Raw genomic sequence first — 18,249 nt, 5'->3', positions numbered from 1 at the left:
TTCAATCATAACTGAAACTTGAAAGATGAGCAATATGCATTTTCCAGTTCGGATGATTGACTTACTTGGGGATGTTTGCCATCCTTAACGTAGACTAGGATAACGAATCTATACCCTTTAAGGAGCTTGAAGATGAATACACAGAAACTATGGCCAGAAGCGATGCTTTTCGATCTGGATGGCACGTTATTTCAAACAGAGACCTTGCTGTTACCGGCTTACCATGCAACTTTTGATGAATTAAGAGCTAGAGGCTTCTATGAAGGTGAAACGCCGCCAGAAGAAAGGATTCTAGGAGCGCTAGGCATGCTGCTTGAGCATATCTGGATGCGGGTGATGCCAGAGGCTCCTCTTGCTACGCATCAGGAAGCAGACCGCTTACTGATTAAATATCAGGTGCAAGGATTAAAAGAGGGCCGCGGCGTGTTATATGAAGGCGTTGCTGACACCTTACAAAAGTTGCATGACAACGGCGTTCGTTTATTCGTAGCCAGTAACGGCTTAGAGACGTACGTGAGAGAAGTGATCGCAGCCAAAGGGCTGGGGCATCTGTTCGAAGGCTTGTACAGCGCAGGTGAGTATTTGACACGTTCCAAGGTTGATTTGGTTCGTATTGCACTCGAAAAGCACGGCATCCAATCGGCCTGGATGGTGGGGGATCGCTCCTCCGATGTGGAAGCAGGACTTCGCAATCAACTCACGGTTGTTGCCTGTGATTATGCCGGCTTCCGGGAAGCAGGCGAATTGGATGGCGCACATATACGAATTCGCCATTTTGCAGATATTTTAACCCATTTAACGTAATCCTCTATCGTCTGTCGCAAATGGGTAAGGGTGGGCATACACTGTAGCACATTGAGATAAAGGTGCTGATCCGAGAATGCCTTCTTTTGTAGGGATATTTAATATCATAAGGAATGAAGGAAACCTGATAAACGGGGATACGTGTGTGATTGCACCAACTAGTGCGTCGAAAACCTATACAGGTGCAGGCGGAGGCATTACAGGGGATTTTTCGATCTCGACAACCTTGTTCAGCGCTACCGTCACACTCGACCCCGATGTCATTGAAGCGGGAGCGAATAAGACAGCGACGGGTACGTAAGCGATTCTTTAGTTGTGAATGCTAGGTAGGGTGAGTCCGCTCGCCCTCTTCGTGTTTAGTAGCTTGAGTTGAGATGGAGACTATTGACACGGGATATACGGGATCATTATTATTAACATATGAATAACTGCTCATATATTATGAATTTCTAAGCCAGGGAGGTTAGGCCATGCATCAGCACGATTCGGGAAAACCACACGCCTGCGAACATGAGCATGGGGACGCGAACCACGATCACGCCGGACATCAGCACCATCATCCCACACATGCGCACAGTCACGCACATGCGCACTCCCACGATCATCACGGACATGGCCATGGACATCATGGACACCATCATCATCATGGGTCTGCAGGGAATAAACAAGGTCTTTGGATTGCACTAGGGATTACCGCGGGCATCATGCTGTTGGAGTTTGCGGGAGGCTTATGGACGTCCAGCTTAGCGCTGCTGTCGGATTCGGGCCATATGCTAAGCGATGCTGGCTCTCTCGCTCTCAGTCTCTTGGCAATCTGGTTTGCAGCGAAGCCGACATCTTCTTCATTATCTTTTGGATTTCATCGTGTAGAAATACTTGCCGCGCTGTTTAATGCGCTAACACTATTTCTCATCGCAGGATTGATCATTTGGGAAGCGATTGCGCGATTCATGCATCCAACGACCGTCGCAAGCGGCTCTATGATGGTCATTGCCAGCGTTGGACTCCTCGCGAATTTAATAAGTGCATGGTCGCTGATGCGCAAAGGGGATGTGCATGGCAACTTGAATTTGCGCAGCGCTTATTTGCATATCCTTGGTGATGCACTAGGCTCGGTAGGCGCCATCATCGCGGGAGCTGTCATGCTTATTTTCGGCTGGTATATCGCGGATCCGATCATCAGTATTGTTGTGTCGCTGCTTATTTTGAAAGGCGCATGGAGTGTGTTGAAATCGACGCTGCACATCTTGATGGAAGGTGCGCCAGGTTCAGTCTCCATGGGCAACGTTAAGCAAGCGTTGGAAGATATTGCAGGCGTTGTAAATGTACATGATTTGCACGTATGGACGATCACGTCGGGCATGATCTCCCTTAGTTGTCATTTGCTAATTGAAGATGAGGGCGACAGCCAGGGTATTCTGCAGCAAGCGATCACACTCATTGAGAAACAATTTGGCATCGCGCATGCCACGGTTCAGATCGAGAAGTCCATGAATAAACACGGTGAACTTCTCGTTTAATCGTGTGAGAGGCGAGGAGGTTTACGATGGATAAGGGATTGGTAGAGATACGGTCAGAGGCGAGATTAGGCGTTGCGGACTGTGCGTGCGAAGGGGTCGATGGTCCTGGACAGGAGTCGATCAGCCAATTGAGCGATGCACAAGCGAGTGGGCTGGCCGACATTTTCAAAGCTTTAGGTGATCCTACCCGTGTGAAAATCATTCATTACTTGCTGCCGAAGGAGCGCTGTGTGCATGAAATTTCATCCCATATCGGGATGGAGCAATCCGCGGTATCACATCAGCTGCGATATCTAAGGAATGTGCATATCGTGAAAAGACGCAAAGAAGGCAAAACGGTGTTCTACGCCTTGGATGATGAGCACATTGAACAAATTTTCGTACAGACGATGGGGCATTTAGGTCATCGTACACCCTTATAGCATAAAAAACCTGAGCAACAGAGGTGGTTCAACCCACTTCGATTGCTCAGGTTTTTTTAATTGTGTTCTATGCTAGGCGTCAAGTCTTCCGAGATTGTACCGCGTTGCTTTAGCATCCATAGGGCATATTCGACAGGTCTGGAAACGGCTTTCTGGTAAACCGCATGTTGGCCGATTCGGCGAAACACTTCACGTGAAGGCTTCGGGTTGACTTCCAGCAGCCAAACACTGCCTTTCGGATCAACGGCGATATCCATACCCAATTCACACAGTTTGCCGAATTTCAGTTCTAAATAGTCTGCAAGCTTATAGGCGAAGTCGCTCATCTCTGCCTTGATGGCGTTGATCTTCTCTTGGGAAGTGAAGCGGTAGCCGAGTAATCGATCTTGCGTTACAGCAGTTCCGCCCCCATGCAGATTGGAGGTGATGCTGCGATGCGGTCCTATTCGGCCTGCGCAGCCTGTGACCTCCCATTCGCCTTGCCCGTTCTTCTGAATGAGTAAGCGATAGTCATGGACGCGTCCATCGTTAAGCGTGAGGTGAATGCCTTGCTGCACAACATAATCGGGACTTAAGCCGAGCGAATGCAGCTTAATTGCTAATTGCCGTTCATTGGCTTTGTACGGTGCGATGATGGAGCGGTGCTGATTACGACCTTGCAATAAATAGAGGTCAGGGCCTATTTGCTCAATGCGCAAGATCCCTCTTCCCCCAGTTCCATTCTTCGGTTTGACATAAATCAATTTATATTTCTTCAAGAACCGCATGAGTTCTTGGATTGTGCTGAATCGGACCGTTGCAGGTAAATAAGGGCGAATGGATGAGCTTTTTGAAAGCGTTTGGTGCATGTTCCACTTATTCGCCAAAGGTTTGCTCAAATAAATGAGATTATCATGTCGAGATCGGAAAGCTTGAAGCATACGATAATTCGCGGCAGCTTTATAGCGGCAGCGGTCATAAATGATGGGCGGTAGTGTTCCTTTTTTGCGCACCCATCTTCCTCTTGTCGCATCAAAGGAGATCGTCCGAACCGTGTTCCCCTGTACATCCGAAGGAGTAAACACTTCCACTTGAATGCCTATTTTCTGGCCTTCTTTACTTAATGTTTTGAAATACGCAAGTTCTTCCAGTCGAGAATTGTTTAAATAAATAGCGAGTACGCCTAGTCGTTCGTGAGCCAAGCATAATCACCTTCTTCTCCGATTATTAATCAAATGCAGGCTGTATTGGATAATGCGATCAAGCGATTTTCGGCGAATTTTGGGTTCGTCGAATTTCATGGGCTTCGAATTTGCTTCAAAAAACCAGATATGACCTGACGTGTCCACACCGATATCCATCGACATTTCGCCGAGTGTGGCGCCCGCTGATTTCTCAATTTGGGTTGCGATCGTGATCACGGCAGCCCCTACGCGCTTTAGAATGGCATTCGCTTCCCTTAATCCAAAAGCATGCGTTAACAGCTTGCGAGGATCATCAATGGAGCCGCCGCGCGGCACATGCGTAGTTATGCTAGCTTTTCCCGCGACACGTGCGCCGATCCCTGATACGCTCCAAAGGCCCTTGCCCGTCTTCTGCACCAATGCACGAAGATCATAGGCTCGTTCATTGTATCTTGCAAGCGCAATACCTTGCTGCACGATGTATTCTTGATCAATGCGATGCCGATTCCATTCATCCCAGACCTCATTCGGCGAGTCATGGTAGGTGTGCACCATTTTTTTATCCTGCAGATAGCTGAGGCAGTAGGATAACTGATTGCTGTTTTTGGCTGTAATGCGTTCCACACGCATGATGCCCTTGCCCGCCTTGCCTCTCTCTGGCTTCAAGTAGAGAACCGCGTGTTTTTCCAGTGAATTGGAAAGGACGGATGCGTCGCTCAGTTGCTTCGTATCTGGAATAAAGGATTTACTTTCTTTGGCATTGTTTAACCAGCTGTAGAGCGTCCATTTATTGAAAAAGGAAGGGTTGAAGAAATGAATACTTGTGCTGCGTCTACAGGCCTGTATGGTTTGCTGAACCTCGGGTCTCATCTCCATTTTTCGATACGGAATACGGTTATACACGACTTGAGGAGCGGGAACAAGTTCCCTGCTCCATTGTTTGGTTCCCTCGTGAAAGCGATAGCCATACATTTCGGTACTCGAGATTTGAAAATCTTTGGCTGTTACCACATAAACGTCAAGCCCGTATCGTTCACCCGTTCTGATCAAATCTAGAAAGTTGTTTAAGTTGCCGCGAAAAACGCGAGAACTGTCTTTTACGGTAAGAATGGCTAATGTGGGGCGATGTTTGGTCGTGTGAAGGGTAAAACTCATTAGTTCTCCCTCCTTGTGCGGAAGCGGGCTAAATAGAGACAATGCTCATAGACGTTTTGGATGGTCGCAGCATCCCCGTCTTTGAGGGACGGGTGTTTGAAAATGGATCGTCCTGGCTTGGCATTCGCCTCGAACATCCATACGTTTTCATTCTGGTCAATACCGATATCGAAGCCGAGCTCGCCGAGTAAATGATCGTAATTTTTCTCAATGCCTTCGGCCAGCTTAATCGCCGTTTCTTTGGCGTTTTCGAGTATTTCTTCTGCACGGCCCCCATACACAAGCCGGAGAACCTGCTCCGGTGTCATCAACTGTCCGCCATTGCGAATATGCGTAGTGACGCTGCCTTTACCTGATTTCTTGGCGCCAATTGCCCCGACAACCCATTGGTTGTTCCCGTTTTTCGTCAGGTGGAAGCGGAAATCAATCGGACAATTGTCAATCTCAATGAGCCTGATGCCTTGCTGTGCAACATACCTGGCGAGACGCCCTCGCCCAGTTCCTAGCATTTGCATTAGCCCTTCGAATTTTGAATACCGAATCAGGACATTACGGTTTCCCTTCCGAAAACGCACGAAATAACCTCGTTTTGGATTGTACGTGACACGATAAATACCAATTCCCAGGCTGCCCGCCGTTGGTTTCAAATAAATAAACTTATGTTTATCCAGCATTTCCTTAATGTTTTCTGGCGTAGGATCGATCCGAGATTCGGGAACAAATTTAAAAGCCTCATCACCGTCTAACATTTTATAAACGTCCCATTTGTCAAAGAAACTCCAGTTAAAAAGAGGGACGCCTCGACGGACGAAACGACTTTTGAAGCTCTCCATGCTCGCAGATTTGTCCGCAGCCCGGCTTGAGAGGCGATTGTAGATGACGTCTGGCAGAGGAAACGTTTTGCGCATCCAACCTCCACCTTCTTTGGGGATGAGTCCTGTTACGGTTTCATCGACCCAGTTCACGCTTCTTGGTGAGAAAGCGAAGCTGAAGGAGCGATTGGAGGATGCGTTGATCACTTGTCGGATGAAGCCAGTCTTACTGCCGAAAGGCGATGTACTTCCTTCTACATTGGTCAAAATACCGATGACGGGACCGATGCGAAGCTCTTTATTTGCCGTTGCAGCAACTAACACATTCCCTGTTCGCGGGATGCGTAGAGAAGCCATTAGCGTAAGCGGGATGTACATATGCTGACCACTTTTTTTGATCAGACGGAGCGGCAACGTTGTGCTTTTACTGCCAACCTTTACAGCTATTGTTTTGTTCCCGGTTAACCGTAAAGCTTTGGCAAGATCACTCGTTAAGTACACCGATCTATCTGTTCGCTGCACGGCGTGGAGCATACACGATGTCAAACTCATTAGGTTACCCTCCTAAACTTGTTACCCTAGGGGCTGCCCTTATCGAGACAGGCAGAGATGTGCTGCCCCCTAGTGCATATTCAAACAGGGCTAAGCCTGCTAACGCTCAGCTGTTTGTTTAGCAAAAAACCAGCATATTGTATTGGATTCGCAATGGATTTGATTCGTGCGCGTTCGTTACCTAAACGGGCAAAAATAGTTCTGCCTGGTTTCGAGTTGACCTCCAGAATCCAGATGCGACCGCTGGTATCGATACCGAAATCAATCCCCAGCTCGACAAGCCGACCGTGGTACGCTTCGAGATGCGAAGGCATGGAACGGGATATTCTCGTCATGGTTTCCATCAACTCGTTCGTTCGCTCTGCACCGAATTGACTGGTGAGAAACGTCGTCGCCTCCTCTGTGGAGCCGCCGCCATGCAGGTTGGAGGTAATGCTTCCGCGTTTGCCCATCCGAACGGCCATACCGGTAATCTCCCAAGTGCCTTTACCGTTTTTCTGCACGAGAGATCTCACATCATAGGCCATGCCATCCATGGTTTGAAGAGTCAGATATTGTTGCAGCAAGTAGGGACGTGATCCAATTTGTTTCTTCAGCCAAGCCCAACAGGAATCCTCATCTATGCAATCATGTTCAAAGGGCTGATTGCGCCCATCTCGTCCTTGGATATGAAAGGTGTTGCCGTGTTTGCGAAGATGCATTGCACCTATGCCTTGACTGCCGCCTTGCGGCTTCAAGAAAGCATCGGTATGCTGCCCAAACCAATGATCAAGAAGTTGCCGATCCTTTAGCTGGTAAGTTTTGGGGAGGAACTTCTGCAAGGCAGGGTCTTTTTGCAAAATCTGACCGACTTCCCATTTGCCGCTTAATCCATAGCCAAGGAACCGAACGGAAGGGTGATCTCGCAGCTTGCGGACATGGTGTTGATAGTGAAGATAGCTTTGTTTCGTAGCGAAGAAGCAGCGATCATAGACCAACGTAGGAAGCGGAAGCATTTTCGCGGTCCATGCCTGAGTTGCGGGTTCATAGCAATAACCTCGAACCATGCCTAGCCCCCAGTTAATGCGATTCGGTGAGAAAACAAACACATCAATCCCTTGTTTCCTGCCGCAAATGGTTAAGTTCTGATAGAAGCTCGAACTAGCAAAGGGCAGTTCTCTTTGTAATTCGGTCACCATAATCCCCAACAAGGGGCGATGTGTTTGTAGAAACATTAGTCACCTCAGAACTTCGCTAAATAACGAGCGTATTTCACTAATTGCCGGACAGACGGCCTTATTTTGTTATCATTATTGAGGGCTGTATTATCATCCTTAGACGGTTTGGAATTGACTTCCAACAGCCATACACGACCGGATCGGTCAACAGCAAGATCAATCCCGAGCTCTCCAAAATGGAAAGGGATTTGCGTTTCAATGCCTTTGGCGATATCCAAAGAGGCTTTGCGCAGCCGTTGGATAATCACTTTACGCGTCGGCAGGGAGAAGGAAGCTTTGGCTAGAGCTTCAGGAACGGTTGAGAGGCTGCCGCCGCGGGCGAGGTTAGAGACAAAATGCTGCGAACCTGCGATGCGGCCGACGATCGACGTAATCTCCCATTGTCCCGTCTCGCCTCGTTGAACGAGCGCACGGAAATCAATGGGGTTTCCTTCTGTTGTGATCAGATCAAGGCCTTGCTGGAGCTGAAAACGCTGTGTTTTGAGCTTTCCTGCGATGGACTGAAACGCCGATAAGAGAGACGGGTACGTTTGTCTGCGAACACCAGCAAGACTCGTGACGTGCGTAGAGTACGTTTCTTCACCTTCTCTTCGAATCCGAATGATGCCATTGCCGAGGCTGCCTGTTATCGGTTTAAGAAATAAAACGGGATGGCGCGCAGCCATTGTTTTTAACATTTGGAAATTTTTGAACAGATGCGATTCGGGCAAGTAGGTATGCAAAGAGCTGTCTTTGCGCAACGCATCAAACACTTCCGTCTTGTTTAAATATTTCTCATTGAAAATGACCGTCCCATAGCGAGATTTCACATCTTTCATAAATTGCTGAACATTGGGCATGTTCTCGTACTTACGTGAAGTAAGACGGTTGTAGATCACATTGGGTATCGGGAACGTTCTCTTACTCCATGAACCATCGACATACGAATAGGCGTCAATTGTTTGTGCATTGGGATGCATTTCTTTTGGCGGGAAAAAGCAGACAAGAGCCCCAAATCGCTCACTAGCCGTCGTCAACTCTTTGCAAAAAGTCGTCATCGCCCCAAATGGCTTGCTAGGGGAACTCGTGTTTACGCGACTAATCATGACGCCTATTAGCGGTCCAATCGAGAGCGTATTCACTTGCGGTTTGTAGTGGAGATTAAGCCGAGCCCCTTGGTGCAGCCCTATTCTGGAAGCAAAGTCAGGATCTATACGAAGACTGCCAGGCACTGCAGCGACAATCACTTTGCCTTCCTGCTGCGATGAGCCAAATCGCATCGTGATCGTTTGATGGGACGGAACTTTCAATTTCTTTGCAATGGCTTCACTTAGCACAACGGTCCGATCATCCAAATAGATGCTGGTGCTTTGAATGGATACGCCAACTTTCGTCCTGATCAATCGTGAACACTCCTTCCAGCATCTGAAATGGCATTGCTGCTTAAGCAAAGTAAACTACTCCATCATATGAGGACATATTTCCCTTGGTTCCTAGGCATATGGCCGATTGCGCCCAATCTTCAGACCTAACTTCAGGAAATATTCAGCTATCATTTAGATGTTTCTCAGGCTTTTAGGCTTATTCGCACGTATAATGAACATAGATTCAGATTGATAGAGATGGGGTGAAGCCGCGATGAAAGTAATTTCCAAATGGACGAAATGGCAGATTGGATTCGTCATCTTACTTGTGGTGGTGTATTTATTTCAGGAAGTGAAGGACAGTCCCCAATTCTTGAAAGCTGTTCGTGAGGCTGCAGCCTCCAAGTTGACGAATACACCGAAAGTTGCATCCGCTATGACCGAAAGTGTGCCACGGGTTCGTCCTATGACTAACGGCTCCGAAAAAATTGAGCGTAGAGGAAGCAGTCGAGACTCATTGAACTCGTCTAGCGGAACGGTCTCGCCTACGCAGTCTCATACCAGAAGTCATGCATCTTAACCGGAGAAGCGGATAGGAAGGAGGTGCCCCATGTTCCATGAGCTCACTTTTCGAGCGATGAATTCAGATATTCAGGTGCTCTTAGAATCGCCAGCATCAATAGCCACGCTGGAAACACCAATTTTAGAAGCATTTTGGGGCGCAGAGCAGCGTTTTAGCCGGTTTCTACCGACGAGCGAGTGCTCATATCTCAATACACATAGCGGTCAGCTTTGTATTGTTTCCAGCGAAATGCTGGAAGTTTTAGAGGCTGCGCAACATTATCAAGCGCTGACAAACGGAGCATTTAACATCAGCGTTGGACATGCGTTGCAACGAGCGGGATATACGCAGTCATTCGAGACGTTGATGGCTAGGGGATCGCAATTCGATTCTCATGAGCTTGATCTGAGGGCTGGAGCCCTTGATCAACTTATGCCCGTGTTAAACATCGATGCTAAAATGAAATCTTTCCGCATGCCAGATCACCATCAGCTTGATTTCGGAGGCATCGTAAAGAGCTGGACGGCGCAGCAAGCGGCTGCTAATCTGCGTCACACCGAGCAAGTACCCAGAGGCTTGATTCATGCAGGCGGCGATGTCGAGGTGTGGGGCGGTTCCTCCGAGCGAGAGCCTTGGATCGTCGGCATCGACAGTCCCGATAACCATCCAGATATAAAGAAATCCGCTCAAGAGGTGTGTGTTCATCTACGTGCCGGCGGTGTTGCCACATCGAGCACACGACGCAGGCGCTGGGTTACGCGTGAGGGGGAGATGCATCATTTGATCGATACGCGATCAATGCGCCCCAGTCAATCGGATGTGGTACAAACCACGGTCGTTGGTCCCGATCTCGTCGCCTGTGAAGTGTGGGCCAAAGTACTCTGTATGCTTGGGACAGATGAAGGCGTGCCGCTGTTTCGGCAGCGGGCACAAGGGATGGAAGCACTGCTTTATCAAGCGAGTGGAGAAATATGTGTAGTGAAAGGGCAGAGAACGACGAATGCGATGCATTGGTCGGGTTTGGAAGGAGTGAAAGAGCTATGATTGATTTCTTCGTGTCATTGCCGACATGGATGTTGATACGCGTCTTTGGAATGTCGGCCTATATCGTGTTGTTCTTGGGTATGGCACTCGGTATACTTTACAGTTATCCGCAGTGGAAAGGGGCCAGGAAAGCACAAATGCTTCGCTGGCACAAGTTCGCGAATATAACGGGAACGGGCTTGGCGCTGCTTCACACGGTTCTGCTTATTATAGATACGTTTATGCCCTTCGATTGGGCAGAGTTAGTCCTCCCATTTTCGGCCAAACATAACCCGATTCTCAATGGGATTGGCACACTAGCCCTCTACGGCTTGCTGTTGGTGTTATTTACCACAGACATTCGAAATATGCTGAAACGTAAAGTGTGGTTAGCCTTCCATTTTTTATCGTATCCCATTTATATCTTGTGTGTTTGTCACGGTTTTCTGCTCGGTTCGGATAGTAAGCTTGGCTGGGTTTCTTTTATGTATGGGGCTACGGTTCTCATCTTGATCGTGTTAACCGCGGCGAGGTTTCTCATGGTTCCTCGCAAACGGCAACTGAAGTCTGTACATGTATCGAAGCAGCTTTAAGGAAGAGTCCTTGATCTCAGGTAGATCGGGGCTCTTTTTCGTTCATGCTTATTGCGAAACATGTCGAAAATGACTATAGTAGAAAGGTATTTATTAAGAAAAGAGGATTGGGATTCCCCATGGCAAAAGCAAAAATTACGGAACTCGATATTGTCAGAGCGATCTCTATCCTTGCGGTTGTTTTAATCCATGTGACAGCCGATTGGACGGTAGATCCAGCTTTGAAAGGCAGCAGCACCCAGTTATTCATTTTATTTCTGAACAAAATAAGTTATTTCGCTGTGCCCGTATTTATTTTTCTAAGTGGCATCGTGCTCTTCTATATTTATGAGGATAAATGGAGTGCGAAGCAGGCGGGCATATTCTATTGGAAGCGTGTTCGACAAGTGCTTGTTCCTTATATTATCTGGTCGTTTTTCTACTATATATATAATCCATGGCTATGGACGCCGGAGCATCCCTTGAAAGTAGAGCTGGACGTATTCCTGGAGCAGTTAAAATGGGCGGATTCCGGCTATCACTTGTACTTTATGATTATCATTGTACAGTTCTACCTCTTGTTCCCACTCCTGATGTGGGCGGTGAAAAGCGCCGATTGGTTCCGTAAAACGCTCGCTCTCTGGGGGTTGGCCGTCCAAGCAGGCGTTTACTGCTACAGTCATTGGATTGGGCCTATCGATCATAAGCCAGAGCTTTGTATCACGTATTTCGGCTTCTTCCTCATTGGCGGAGCCATTGGTTTGAATTATACGAACTTCCGAGCGTGGCTGGAGCGTCACAAAGGTTGGATCATTCCTGCCTCGATACTATGTGGAATTCTTTACGCGGGACTCTACATTGCGGCCTCGAAGGGGCACAGCATCGAGAACACGTGGTTTGAGATTGCTTGGGTGCTGTATAGTGTTGGCATCGGTGTGAGCCTGATTTGGATGGCCAAAGAGGTATTATTAAAATGGAAGCGGGTGGGCCGTTTCTTCGTGTCGCTCGGCTCGGTTTCCTTTGGCGTTTACCTCATGCATCCAGCCTTGCTTTCCTACTGGAAATACAAGGTTCATATGCCTGGATCGATCTTGATGTTTAATGTGTATAATGGCATCGTGTTTGTACTGATTGTGGCGATTCCTTGGATACTGACCTTGTTGTATCGTAAGGGAAGAAAGCTATTGTTGAAATAAGACAGATGACCTGGCCGAGGGTGGCTGGGTCTTTTTTGTTTTTACTCTGTCGAATGAGAGAAGGTTTTTTCCAGGTTATGTCGAAAAATAATGAATATAATGGAAAAACGCTCACTGAAAGGTCGTGATACCTTGTCCGTATTGCATTCGAATTCATCACATAAAAGCAAGGAGAAGAATAATCAGAACTCACAACCGAAGGAAAGCTCATCCCTTCAACATAATGGCACAGCACCATTGCAGATGGTGCTAAGTCAACCTTCTTCACCCGTCATGCCCTCGAACATTATGCAGCTCCAGCAAATGTACGGAAATCGGGCGACAGAGCAATGGGTAAAATCTCGTTCCCAATCTGACCAGCCGATTCAACGCGTACAGAATAAGACGGGATTGCCCGACCAGCTAAAGAGTGGTGTCGAAAGTCTCTCTGGCTATTCATTGGATGATGTGAAGGTACATTACAATTCGTCGAGACCCGCAGAACTGCAAGCTCTTGCTTATGCGCAAGGCACGGATATTCACGTTGGCCCTGGTCAAGAGCAGCATTTGCCGCATGAGGCTTGGCATGTTGCGCAGCAGAAGCAAGGTCGGGTCAAACCGACCCTTCAAATGAACAAGGATGTACATATTAATGATGATGCAGGGCTAGAACATGAAGCCGATCAAATGGGTGCGAAAGCGATGCAGCTCAAGTCTGCGGATACCGCTATGGCTAGTGCCAGTGGGCATGGGGGAGCGAGTGTCGTTCAGCTGCGCGGAGAGAATCCTTATGCCCAGGGAGGAACACACGGAGGGTGGGATTTGACCGCCCATCACATTGTGGCTCACTCCAAATTGGAAGGCGCCTTAGAAAGATTGAAAGAAGAAGAAAAAGAAGGAAGGGGTACCCCCTATACGGATGTCTTAGTCCATGCAGTCCCGGCTAAGCTTACGAAAGGCATGTTAGATAATTTGAAAGTTAATGTGGCAGATTCCGATGAGAAAAGGGAAGAGTACAGACAGATCTTATTGGATAAAAGCAGACCGAACGACGAAGAAGTTCATAGTATCAGACTTGGGGATGTGCGCAAATCATTCGTCGAATGGCAGGGCGGCAATCAATTTATGGGACCGAATACGTCCATTCGCGCAGAACCTTCCAAGAAAAAAGACGGCACCGATTTCGATGGCAAATATTTTGGCAATTTGTCCACGGAGAACTTTAATAAATTGACAACATTGGGCGATAAATTGGGTTCATCGGTTGGCATAGACGAGCTTCAGAGAAATATGAAAGCGATCCTGGATATTACTAAAAACGAAGTGCCGAATGTTTTCGACGCCAGCAAATGGACAGAAGTAGGTTCCCTTGCTACGCTAGTTGAGCTTTCCAAGGACACGGATCTGAATCGCGACCATATTCTGGGGTATTCCTTCTTTAAATTGGGCTTGGATGAACTAGGTTCAGGCAAAAAGTATGATCAGATCACCAATTCTTCCGATGGATATAAATTCAATGGCGAGTCTATGGAGCTGCAAACGAAAAGTACGACGGGTTATATCCCGATCGAAAAATCGCAATCCGTTATCCCAAAAGCAAGCACCAAGGCTCTTGTTACTGCGCTTAGCGAATTGAGCGTTACCGTGACAGCCAAAGGAGATAAAGAAAGTGAAATCCCGATTGATAATGACCTCATTACCAAAGTAGAGGGTAAGAAGCCAATGTTTAAAGTCAAAGGTTATGAGGACAGTATCCCATGTGTGAAAATAGAAGGCACGAAACTAACCATTGCAAATGGCTTAATGGGCAGTAAAAAACTGAAACCGGACGCCAAATTGGACTCCTTGTACCAGTATCTCGAGAAAGCTGGAACGGCGACATCCAGTTACTTGCCTAAGGAGCTTTATGATGCGTTGATGGCTAAAACAGTGTCATGAATGAAGAAGATCGCCAGACTTGCCTGTTGAGCAGGTGGTTGGCGATTTTTTTGGATTATTTATAAAAAAGTGACGAGAATGGACGAAAGGGTTATTATTTTTTTCATACTGATAAAAAATGAAGGACGTGGTCTGTCTATGAATGATGTCATCAACCTCCTGCTTCAACATCGCTCCATCCGTAAATTCAAGGATGTGCCTTTCAGCCGTGAACAGCGCGAGGCCATACTGAGTGCCGCGCAGGCGGCCTCCACATCGAGCAATATGCAGGCTTACAGTGTGATTCACATCACCGACGCTGCATTGAAAAGCCAGCTAGCCGAGCTAGCCGGCCAGCAAGCTTACGTCAGCGAGTGTCCGCTGTTCCTCGTCTGGTGCGCAGACCTGCACCGTTACGCGGAAGCGGCTCACCGCCACGGTGACACACCCATCACAGGCAATGCGGAGAATCTCATCATTGCCACGGTCGAAGCTGCATTAGCTGCGCAAAATGCAGCGATCGCCGCCGAGTCGTTCGGCCTCGGCGTCTGCTACATTGGCGGGCTGCGCAACAAGCCCGCCGATGTCTCCGAGCTGCTGGGTCTCCCCCAGCTCGTGTACCCGGTCTTCGGCATGTGCATCGGCATGCCGGACCAAGAGCCGCTGCATCGCCCGCGGCTCCCGCAAGAAGCCGTATACCACGAGAATCGGTATACGGCCAACCCAAGCGCCGTCTCGGCGTACGACGAGACGATCCGCGCTTACATGCACCGGCGGACCAATGGCAAGGTCGACACGACCTGGTCCAAAGAAATGGCCGCGAAAGCGTTGCGCCCTAGGAAGCATATGAAAGCCTTTCTAAGCAGTCAAGGCTTTGACATGGAATAACACAGTCCTAACGTTCATATTCCCATAACTTGTCTCATACACTGGTAGTACGTAGTGAGCGAGTTTTGGTCATTTTAAATGAAAGGCGTGTGGATGAAGTGAAAGGTTTCAAAAATGTGTTGTACATGGGCGTGGCCGTAGGCATGCTATTTTACTCGATTCCAAAGCTGCAGTTCCGTGATGTCGGTTCCCTCCCGATGGTGTTCAGCGTCATTTGGCTCGTGATGGCGTTGCTCATCATCGCTGCTCATTTGCATCAAATCCTTGGCGTAGATGAAGAAAAACGCAAACAACAGCTCCGCATCAACCGCATGAAGAAATGGCAAATGGAGCAGCTCGTTCAAGGCAGAAGAAAGCTGCTGCAATTTCGCAAGTAAGTCGTTTTGACATCGAACACATGTTTGGTATAATGAAAGCATGCAACCAACTAGGGTTGTATGCTTTTCTTTTTTGCGGAAGCCCTCATTGTTCTTAAGTCTGGGAGCGCGTATACTAGTAGTACAGAGTAATACAGGATCTCAGGGGTGAGGTGTAACAGTTGGACACACAGTCAGTCGATCATTTAACGAAACATGAACAGATTTTGCGGCATATCGAGGATCTGAAGCTAGGAAGTCGGATTTCGGTGCGTAAAATCGCCAAAAATATGGAAGTTAGCGAAGGCACCGCCTATCGTGCCATTAAGGAAGCGGAAAATCAGGGATTAGTCTCAACGAAAGAGCGGATTGGAACCGTTCGTGTAGAGAAGAAGCTCCGCCAGAACATTGATAAGCTTACGTTTGCCGAAGTCGTGAATATGGTTGACGGACAGGTGCTTGGCGGTGCCAAAGGGCTCCACAAAACTTTGCACAAGTTCGTCATTGGCGCCATGGAGCAAGATGCGATGATGCGCTACATTGAAGCGGGCAGCTTGCTCATCGTAGGTAACCGAAATCGAGCTCATATTTGCGCATTGGAGCAAGGAGCGGGCGTTCTCATTACGGGTGGTTTCAACACGAGCACGGAAGTGAAGGTGTTGGCGGACGAGTTAGAGCTGCCGATTATATCCAGCAGTTATGATACATTTACCGTCGCATCCATGATTAATAGAGCCATCTACGATCGTTTGATTAAAAAGAAAATCATGCTGGTGGAGGATATTCTCACCACAGGTGCCGCCCTTTTCGCGCTGAAAGCGAACAGTACCTTGAAGGATTGGCAGCGCATGTCAGAGGATACGGGCTACAGCCGGTTTCCAGTCGTCGATGAGTGGAATCGCATTATCGGTGTCGTCACCTCGAAAGATATGGTTGGCGCGAGCTTGCAGCAAACGGTGGAGAAATTAATGACGCGCAACCCCCTAACCGTTTCCCCGCAAACCTCGGTCGCATCTGCTGCTCATATGATGGTGTGGGAAGGGATTGAACTGCTGCCTGTCGTGGACACGAATCGCAAAATTGTCGGCGTCCTCAACCGCAGTGATATCCTGAAGGCGATGCAGTCGATCCAGAAGCAGCCGCAGAACGGAGAGACTTTTGAGGATTTGATCTGGTCGGGGATGGAAGAAGTGCGCGATGAGCGAGGTAAATTGCAGTTCCACGGTATGATTACACCGCAGATGACCAATCATTTAGGAACCGTTTCAGAAGGCGTGTTAACCACGCTTATGACACAAGCCGCCTATCGCATCGTGCAGGAGCATAAGAAGGGCGATCTCGTCATGGATAACATGTCGACCTACTTCCTCAAGCCGCTTCAAATTGATTCCAAAATAGAAATACGACCCACCATCATTGAGGTGAGCCGTAAATTTGGCAAGATCGATGTAGAAATTTATCATGCGGGAACATTGGTTTCCAAAGCGATGCTGACCGCACAAGTGATCTAGCGAAGCTGGCGATCCCAATGCCCGTGGTTGCGAATGCCAACGAACACATTAAAGACGCCGATCAGCACGAGAACGGTTCCGAAGATCCGGCGGAAGCTGGATTCGCTGAAGAAGAAGATTTGCGTAATCGCAATCATCACGAGCATGAAGCCCATGCATATGTTCATACGAGCGGTATATAAGCCGCGCTTGGCAGGATCACTTTCTCTTCTCGAACGAACGCTGTAATAAAGCGTGAAGCCGAGCAGTAAGCAAATAAGAATAAAAAGAATCGATTGAATGGCGAACATAGCGATATTCCGTCCCTTATCGTTGATTTTAAAGTTAACTTTAGCGATTTTGACGGGAGATTGCAAGATTCGCCATCGAGGAATCCTATGTTTTTTTCTCCTGAGCTGTAATCCAAATTGTTAATTCAGTCTGAATCAGGACAATGGATTTGACCTCGACGATATATTTTTTATCATGCAGAAAATACGTGCGCTGCGTGATTATCCGTTCATAAAGCGGCTGCGAATCCCGCACGAAGGTTGCTTTTTGGCCGATGACAAGTTTTAACTCGCTTTTGACATCGCCTTCGATTTCCTTCTGAATGTCCTCGCTGATGAGTTCGGCTTCCGATTTTGGCACGAGATGGACATTCACCACACTGACTAGTGTTTGTTTATTTTTTGTCTTGTTTAAGCTATCGATATCAGCTCGCAGATCAGCATTTTCTTCAATATATTTGTGCAATTGAATGTATAGCTCATTATACGTGTGCTGATGAATGCTCATATAGACGGCGCTCCCTACGATCGCTCCCGATAAGAAGATGCCGAAGCTCGCAAGCAGTCGCTGATATCGGGCAAAAGGAGGGACTCTCAAGGCTGATGGCCTCCCTTGCAGATCATTTGTATCAACGCAGTCCCGAATTGAGCTCCTGTGAAAGCAACGACAATATACACAATTTGCTTAATGGCTGGATTCAAATGACCAATGGCCACATGGCTTTCAATATAGCGGATAGGATCAATCGTGCCGCCGACGGCAGCGACCATGGCCCAAATCTTAATACTTTCCGAAATGTGCAGCATTTTCTCCGTGGGAGACTGCAACGTCAGCACGGCGGCGATCCCGCTCAACATACTGCCTCCAAATACAACACCAAATGCAATGCAGAAATACATGATGATACTTGCCCAGAAGCCAGCCATGGCCCGATCGCTTCCTTTCAACGTGAGGTAAGAGGAGTTCCAAGGACAAACTCTCTTACTA

Annotated in this window: 20 protein-coding genes; 12 read left to right on the top strand and 8 right to left on the bottom strand. The window is 48.0% G+C overall.

All coding sequences use genetic code 11. From position 1 onward, the window contains the following. Positions 1-132: 132 nt before the first annotated feature. The 4 genes from MJB10_RS19995 (at position 133) to MJB10_RS19980 (ending at position 2,746) form a co-directional block, all read left to right on the top strand. Complete coding sequence (locus MJB10_RS19995) at positions 133-804, top strand: HAD family hydrolase (RefSeq protein WP_314797570.1); 672 nt, start codon at positions 133-135, stop codon at positions 802-804. Positions 805-880: 76 nt separating this feature from the next. Then, positions 881-1,105 carry a spore germination protein gene (locus tag MJB10_RS19990; RefSeq protein WP_314797569.1) on the top strand — a complete coding sequence of 75 codons (225 nt, stop codon included), beginning with the start codon at positions 881-883 and terminating at the stop codon, positions 1,103-1,105. Positions 1,106-1,274: 169 nt separating this feature from the next. Next, positions 1,275-2,324: a cation diffusion facilitator family transporter gene (locus tag MJB10_RS19985; RefSeq protein ID WP_314797567.1), complete on the top strand. Its 1,050-nt coding sequence runs from the start codon at positions 1,275-1,277 to the stop codon at positions 2,322-2,324. A 26-nt stretch (positions 2,325-2,350) separates the two neighbouring features. After that, positions 2,351-2,746 carry an ArsR/SmtB family transcription factor gene (locus MJB10_RS19980; RefSeq protein WP_314797565.1) on the top strand — a complete coding sequence of 132 codons (396 nt, stop codon included), beginning with the start codon at positions 2,351-2,353 and terminating at the stop codon, positions 2,744-2,746. Between the two features lie 56 nt (positions 2,747-2,802). On the opposite strand, the gene MJB10_RS19975 is transcribed toward MJB10_RS19980, so the two are convergent. From MJB10_RS19975 to MJB10_RS19955, 5 genes are all read right to left on the bottom strand, one after another. Then, positions 2,803-3,927 (bottom strand): YheC/YheD family endospore coat-associated protein, encoded by a 1,125-nt coding sequence (locus MJB10_RS19975; protein WP_314797564.1) that lies wholly within the window; start codon positions 3,925-3,927, stop codon positions 2,803-2,805. A gap of 6 nt (positions 3,928-3,933) precedes the next feature. Continuing rightward, entirely contained in the window at positions 3,934-5,064 is a 1,131-nt protein-coding gene (locus MJB10_RS19970) for a YheC/YheD family endospore coat-associated protein (RefSeq protein ID WP_314797562.1), read from the bottom strand. Beyond that, positions 5,064-6,428, bottom strand: coding sequence for a YheC/YheD family endospore coat-associated protein (locus tag MJB10_RS19965; protein ID WP_314797561.1), 1,365 nt, complete (start codon positions 6,426-6,428; stop codon positions 5,064-5,066). Before MJB10_RS19965 ends, MJB10_RS19970 begins: the two co-directional genes overlap by 1 nt. A gap of 80 nt (positions 6,429-6,508) precedes the next feature. Then, positions 6,509-7,642, bottom strand: coding sequence for a YheC/YheD family endospore coat-associated protein (locus MJB10_RS19960; protein ID WP_314797560.1), 1,134 nt, complete (start codon positions 7,640-7,642; stop codon positions 6,509-6,511). 8 nt (positions 7,643-7,650) lie between these two features. Further along, entirely contained in the window at positions 7,651-9,027 is a 1,377-nt protein-coding gene (locus MJB10_RS19955) for a YheC/YheD family endospore coat-associated protein (RefSeq protein ID WP_314797559.1), read from the bottom strand. A gap of 235 nt (positions 9,028-9,262) precedes the next feature. Between MJB10_RS19955 and MJB10_RS19950 the strand changes: the two genes are divergently transcribed. The 8 genes from MJB10_RS19950 (at position 9,263) to MJB10_RS19915 (ending at position 16,992) form a co-directional block, all read left to right on the top strand. Continuing rightward, positions 9,263-9,568, top strand: coding sequence for a hypothetical protein (locus MJB10_RS19950; RefSeq protein ID WP_314797558.1), 306 nt, complete (start codon positions 9,263-9,265; stop codon positions 9,566-9,568). Positions 9,569-9,598: 30 nt separating this feature from the next. Then, positions 9,599-10,594, top strand: a complete 996-nt coding sequence (locus MJB10_RS19945; RefSeq protein WP_314797556.1) for an FAD:protein FMN transferase — start codon at positions 9,599-9,601, stop codon at positions 10,592-10,594. Continuing rightward, positions 10,591-11,166 carry a ferric reductase-like transmembrane domain-containing protein gene (locus tag MJB10_RS19940; protein ID WP_314797555.1) on the top strand — a complete coding sequence of 192 codons (576 nt, stop codon included), beginning with the start codon at positions 10,591-10,593 and terminating at the stop codon, positions 11,164-11,166. The genes MJB10_RS19945 and MJB10_RS19940 overlap by 4 nt, the downstream gene beginning before the upstream one ends. A 119-nt stretch (positions 11,167-11,285) precedes the next feature. Then, on the top strand, positions 11,286-12,341 hold the full coding sequence (locus MJB10_RS19935; protein WP_314797553.1) for an acyltransferase: 1,056 nt from the start codon (positions 11,286-11,288) through the stop codon (positions 12,339-12,341). A gap of 99 nt (positions 12,342-12,440) precedes the next feature. Continuing rightward, positions 12,441-14,258: an eCIS core domain-containing protein gene (locus tag MJB10_RS19930; RefSeq protein WP_314797551.1), complete on the top strand. Its 1,818-nt coding sequence runs from the start codon at positions 12,441-12,443 to the stop codon at positions 14,256-14,258. Positions 14,259-14,396: 138 nt separating this feature from the next. After that, positions 14,397-15,125 carry an oxygen-insensitive NADPH nitroreductase gene (gene nfsA / locus MJB10_RS19925; protein WP_314797549.1) on the top strand — a complete coding sequence of 243 codons (729 nt, stop codon included), beginning with the start codon at positions 14,397-14,399 and terminating at the stop codon, positions 15,123-15,125. A gap of 98 nt (positions 15,126-15,223) precedes the next feature. Then, positions 15,224-15,502: a hypothetical protein gene (locus MJB10_RS19920; RefSeq protein ID WP_314797547.1), complete on the top strand. Its 279-nt coding sequence runs from the start codon at positions 15,224-15,226 to the stop codon at positions 15,500-15,502. A gap of 161 nt (positions 15,503-15,663) precedes the next feature. Next, complete coding sequence (locus MJB10_RS19915; protein WP_314797545.1) at positions 15,664-16,992, top strand: DRTGG domain-containing protein; 1,329 nt, start codon at positions 15,664-15,666, stop codon at positions 16,990-16,992. Here MJB10_RS19915 and MJB10_RS19910 read toward each other — a convergent pair. Genes MJB10_RS19910 through MJB10_RS19900 form a run of 3 tightly spaced genes read right to left on the bottom strand, consistent with a single transcriptional unit; the run spans position 16,989 to position 18,188 of the window. Beyond that, positions 16,989-17,348 carry a YtpI family protein gene (locus MJB10_RS19910; protein ID WP_314797543.1) on the bottom strand — a complete coding sequence of 120 codons (360 nt, stop codon included), beginning with the start codon at positions 17,346-17,348 and terminating at the stop codon, positions 16,989-16,991. The genes MJB10_RS19915 and MJB10_RS19910 overlap by 4 nt on opposite strands. A gap of 19 nt (positions 17,349-17,367) precedes the next feature. Further along, positions 17,368-17,859, bottom strand: a complete 492-nt coding sequence (locus tag MJB10_RS19905) for a hypothetical protein (protein WP_314797541.1) — start codon at positions 17,857-17,859, stop codon at positions 17,368-17,370. Beyond that, positions 17,856-18,188 carry a YtrH family sporulation protein gene (locus tag MJB10_RS19900; protein WP_314797539.1) on the bottom strand — a complete coding sequence of 111 codons (333 nt, stop codon included), beginning with the start codon at positions 18,186-18,188 and terminating at the stop codon, positions 17,856-17,858. The genes MJB10_RS19905 and MJB10_RS19900 overlap by 4 nt, the downstream gene beginning before the upstream one ends. Between the last annotated feature and the right edge of the window lie 61 nt (positions 18,189-18,249).

Origin of the sequence: Paenibacillus sp. MBLB1832 (genome assembly GCF_032271945.1) — a bacterium.
Taxonomy (GTDB): Bacteria; Bacillota; Bacilli; order Paenibacillales; family NBRC-103111; genus Paenibacillus_E; species Paenibacillus_E roseopurpureus.
This window is presented reverse-complemented; position numbering and strand designations above follow the sequence as displayed.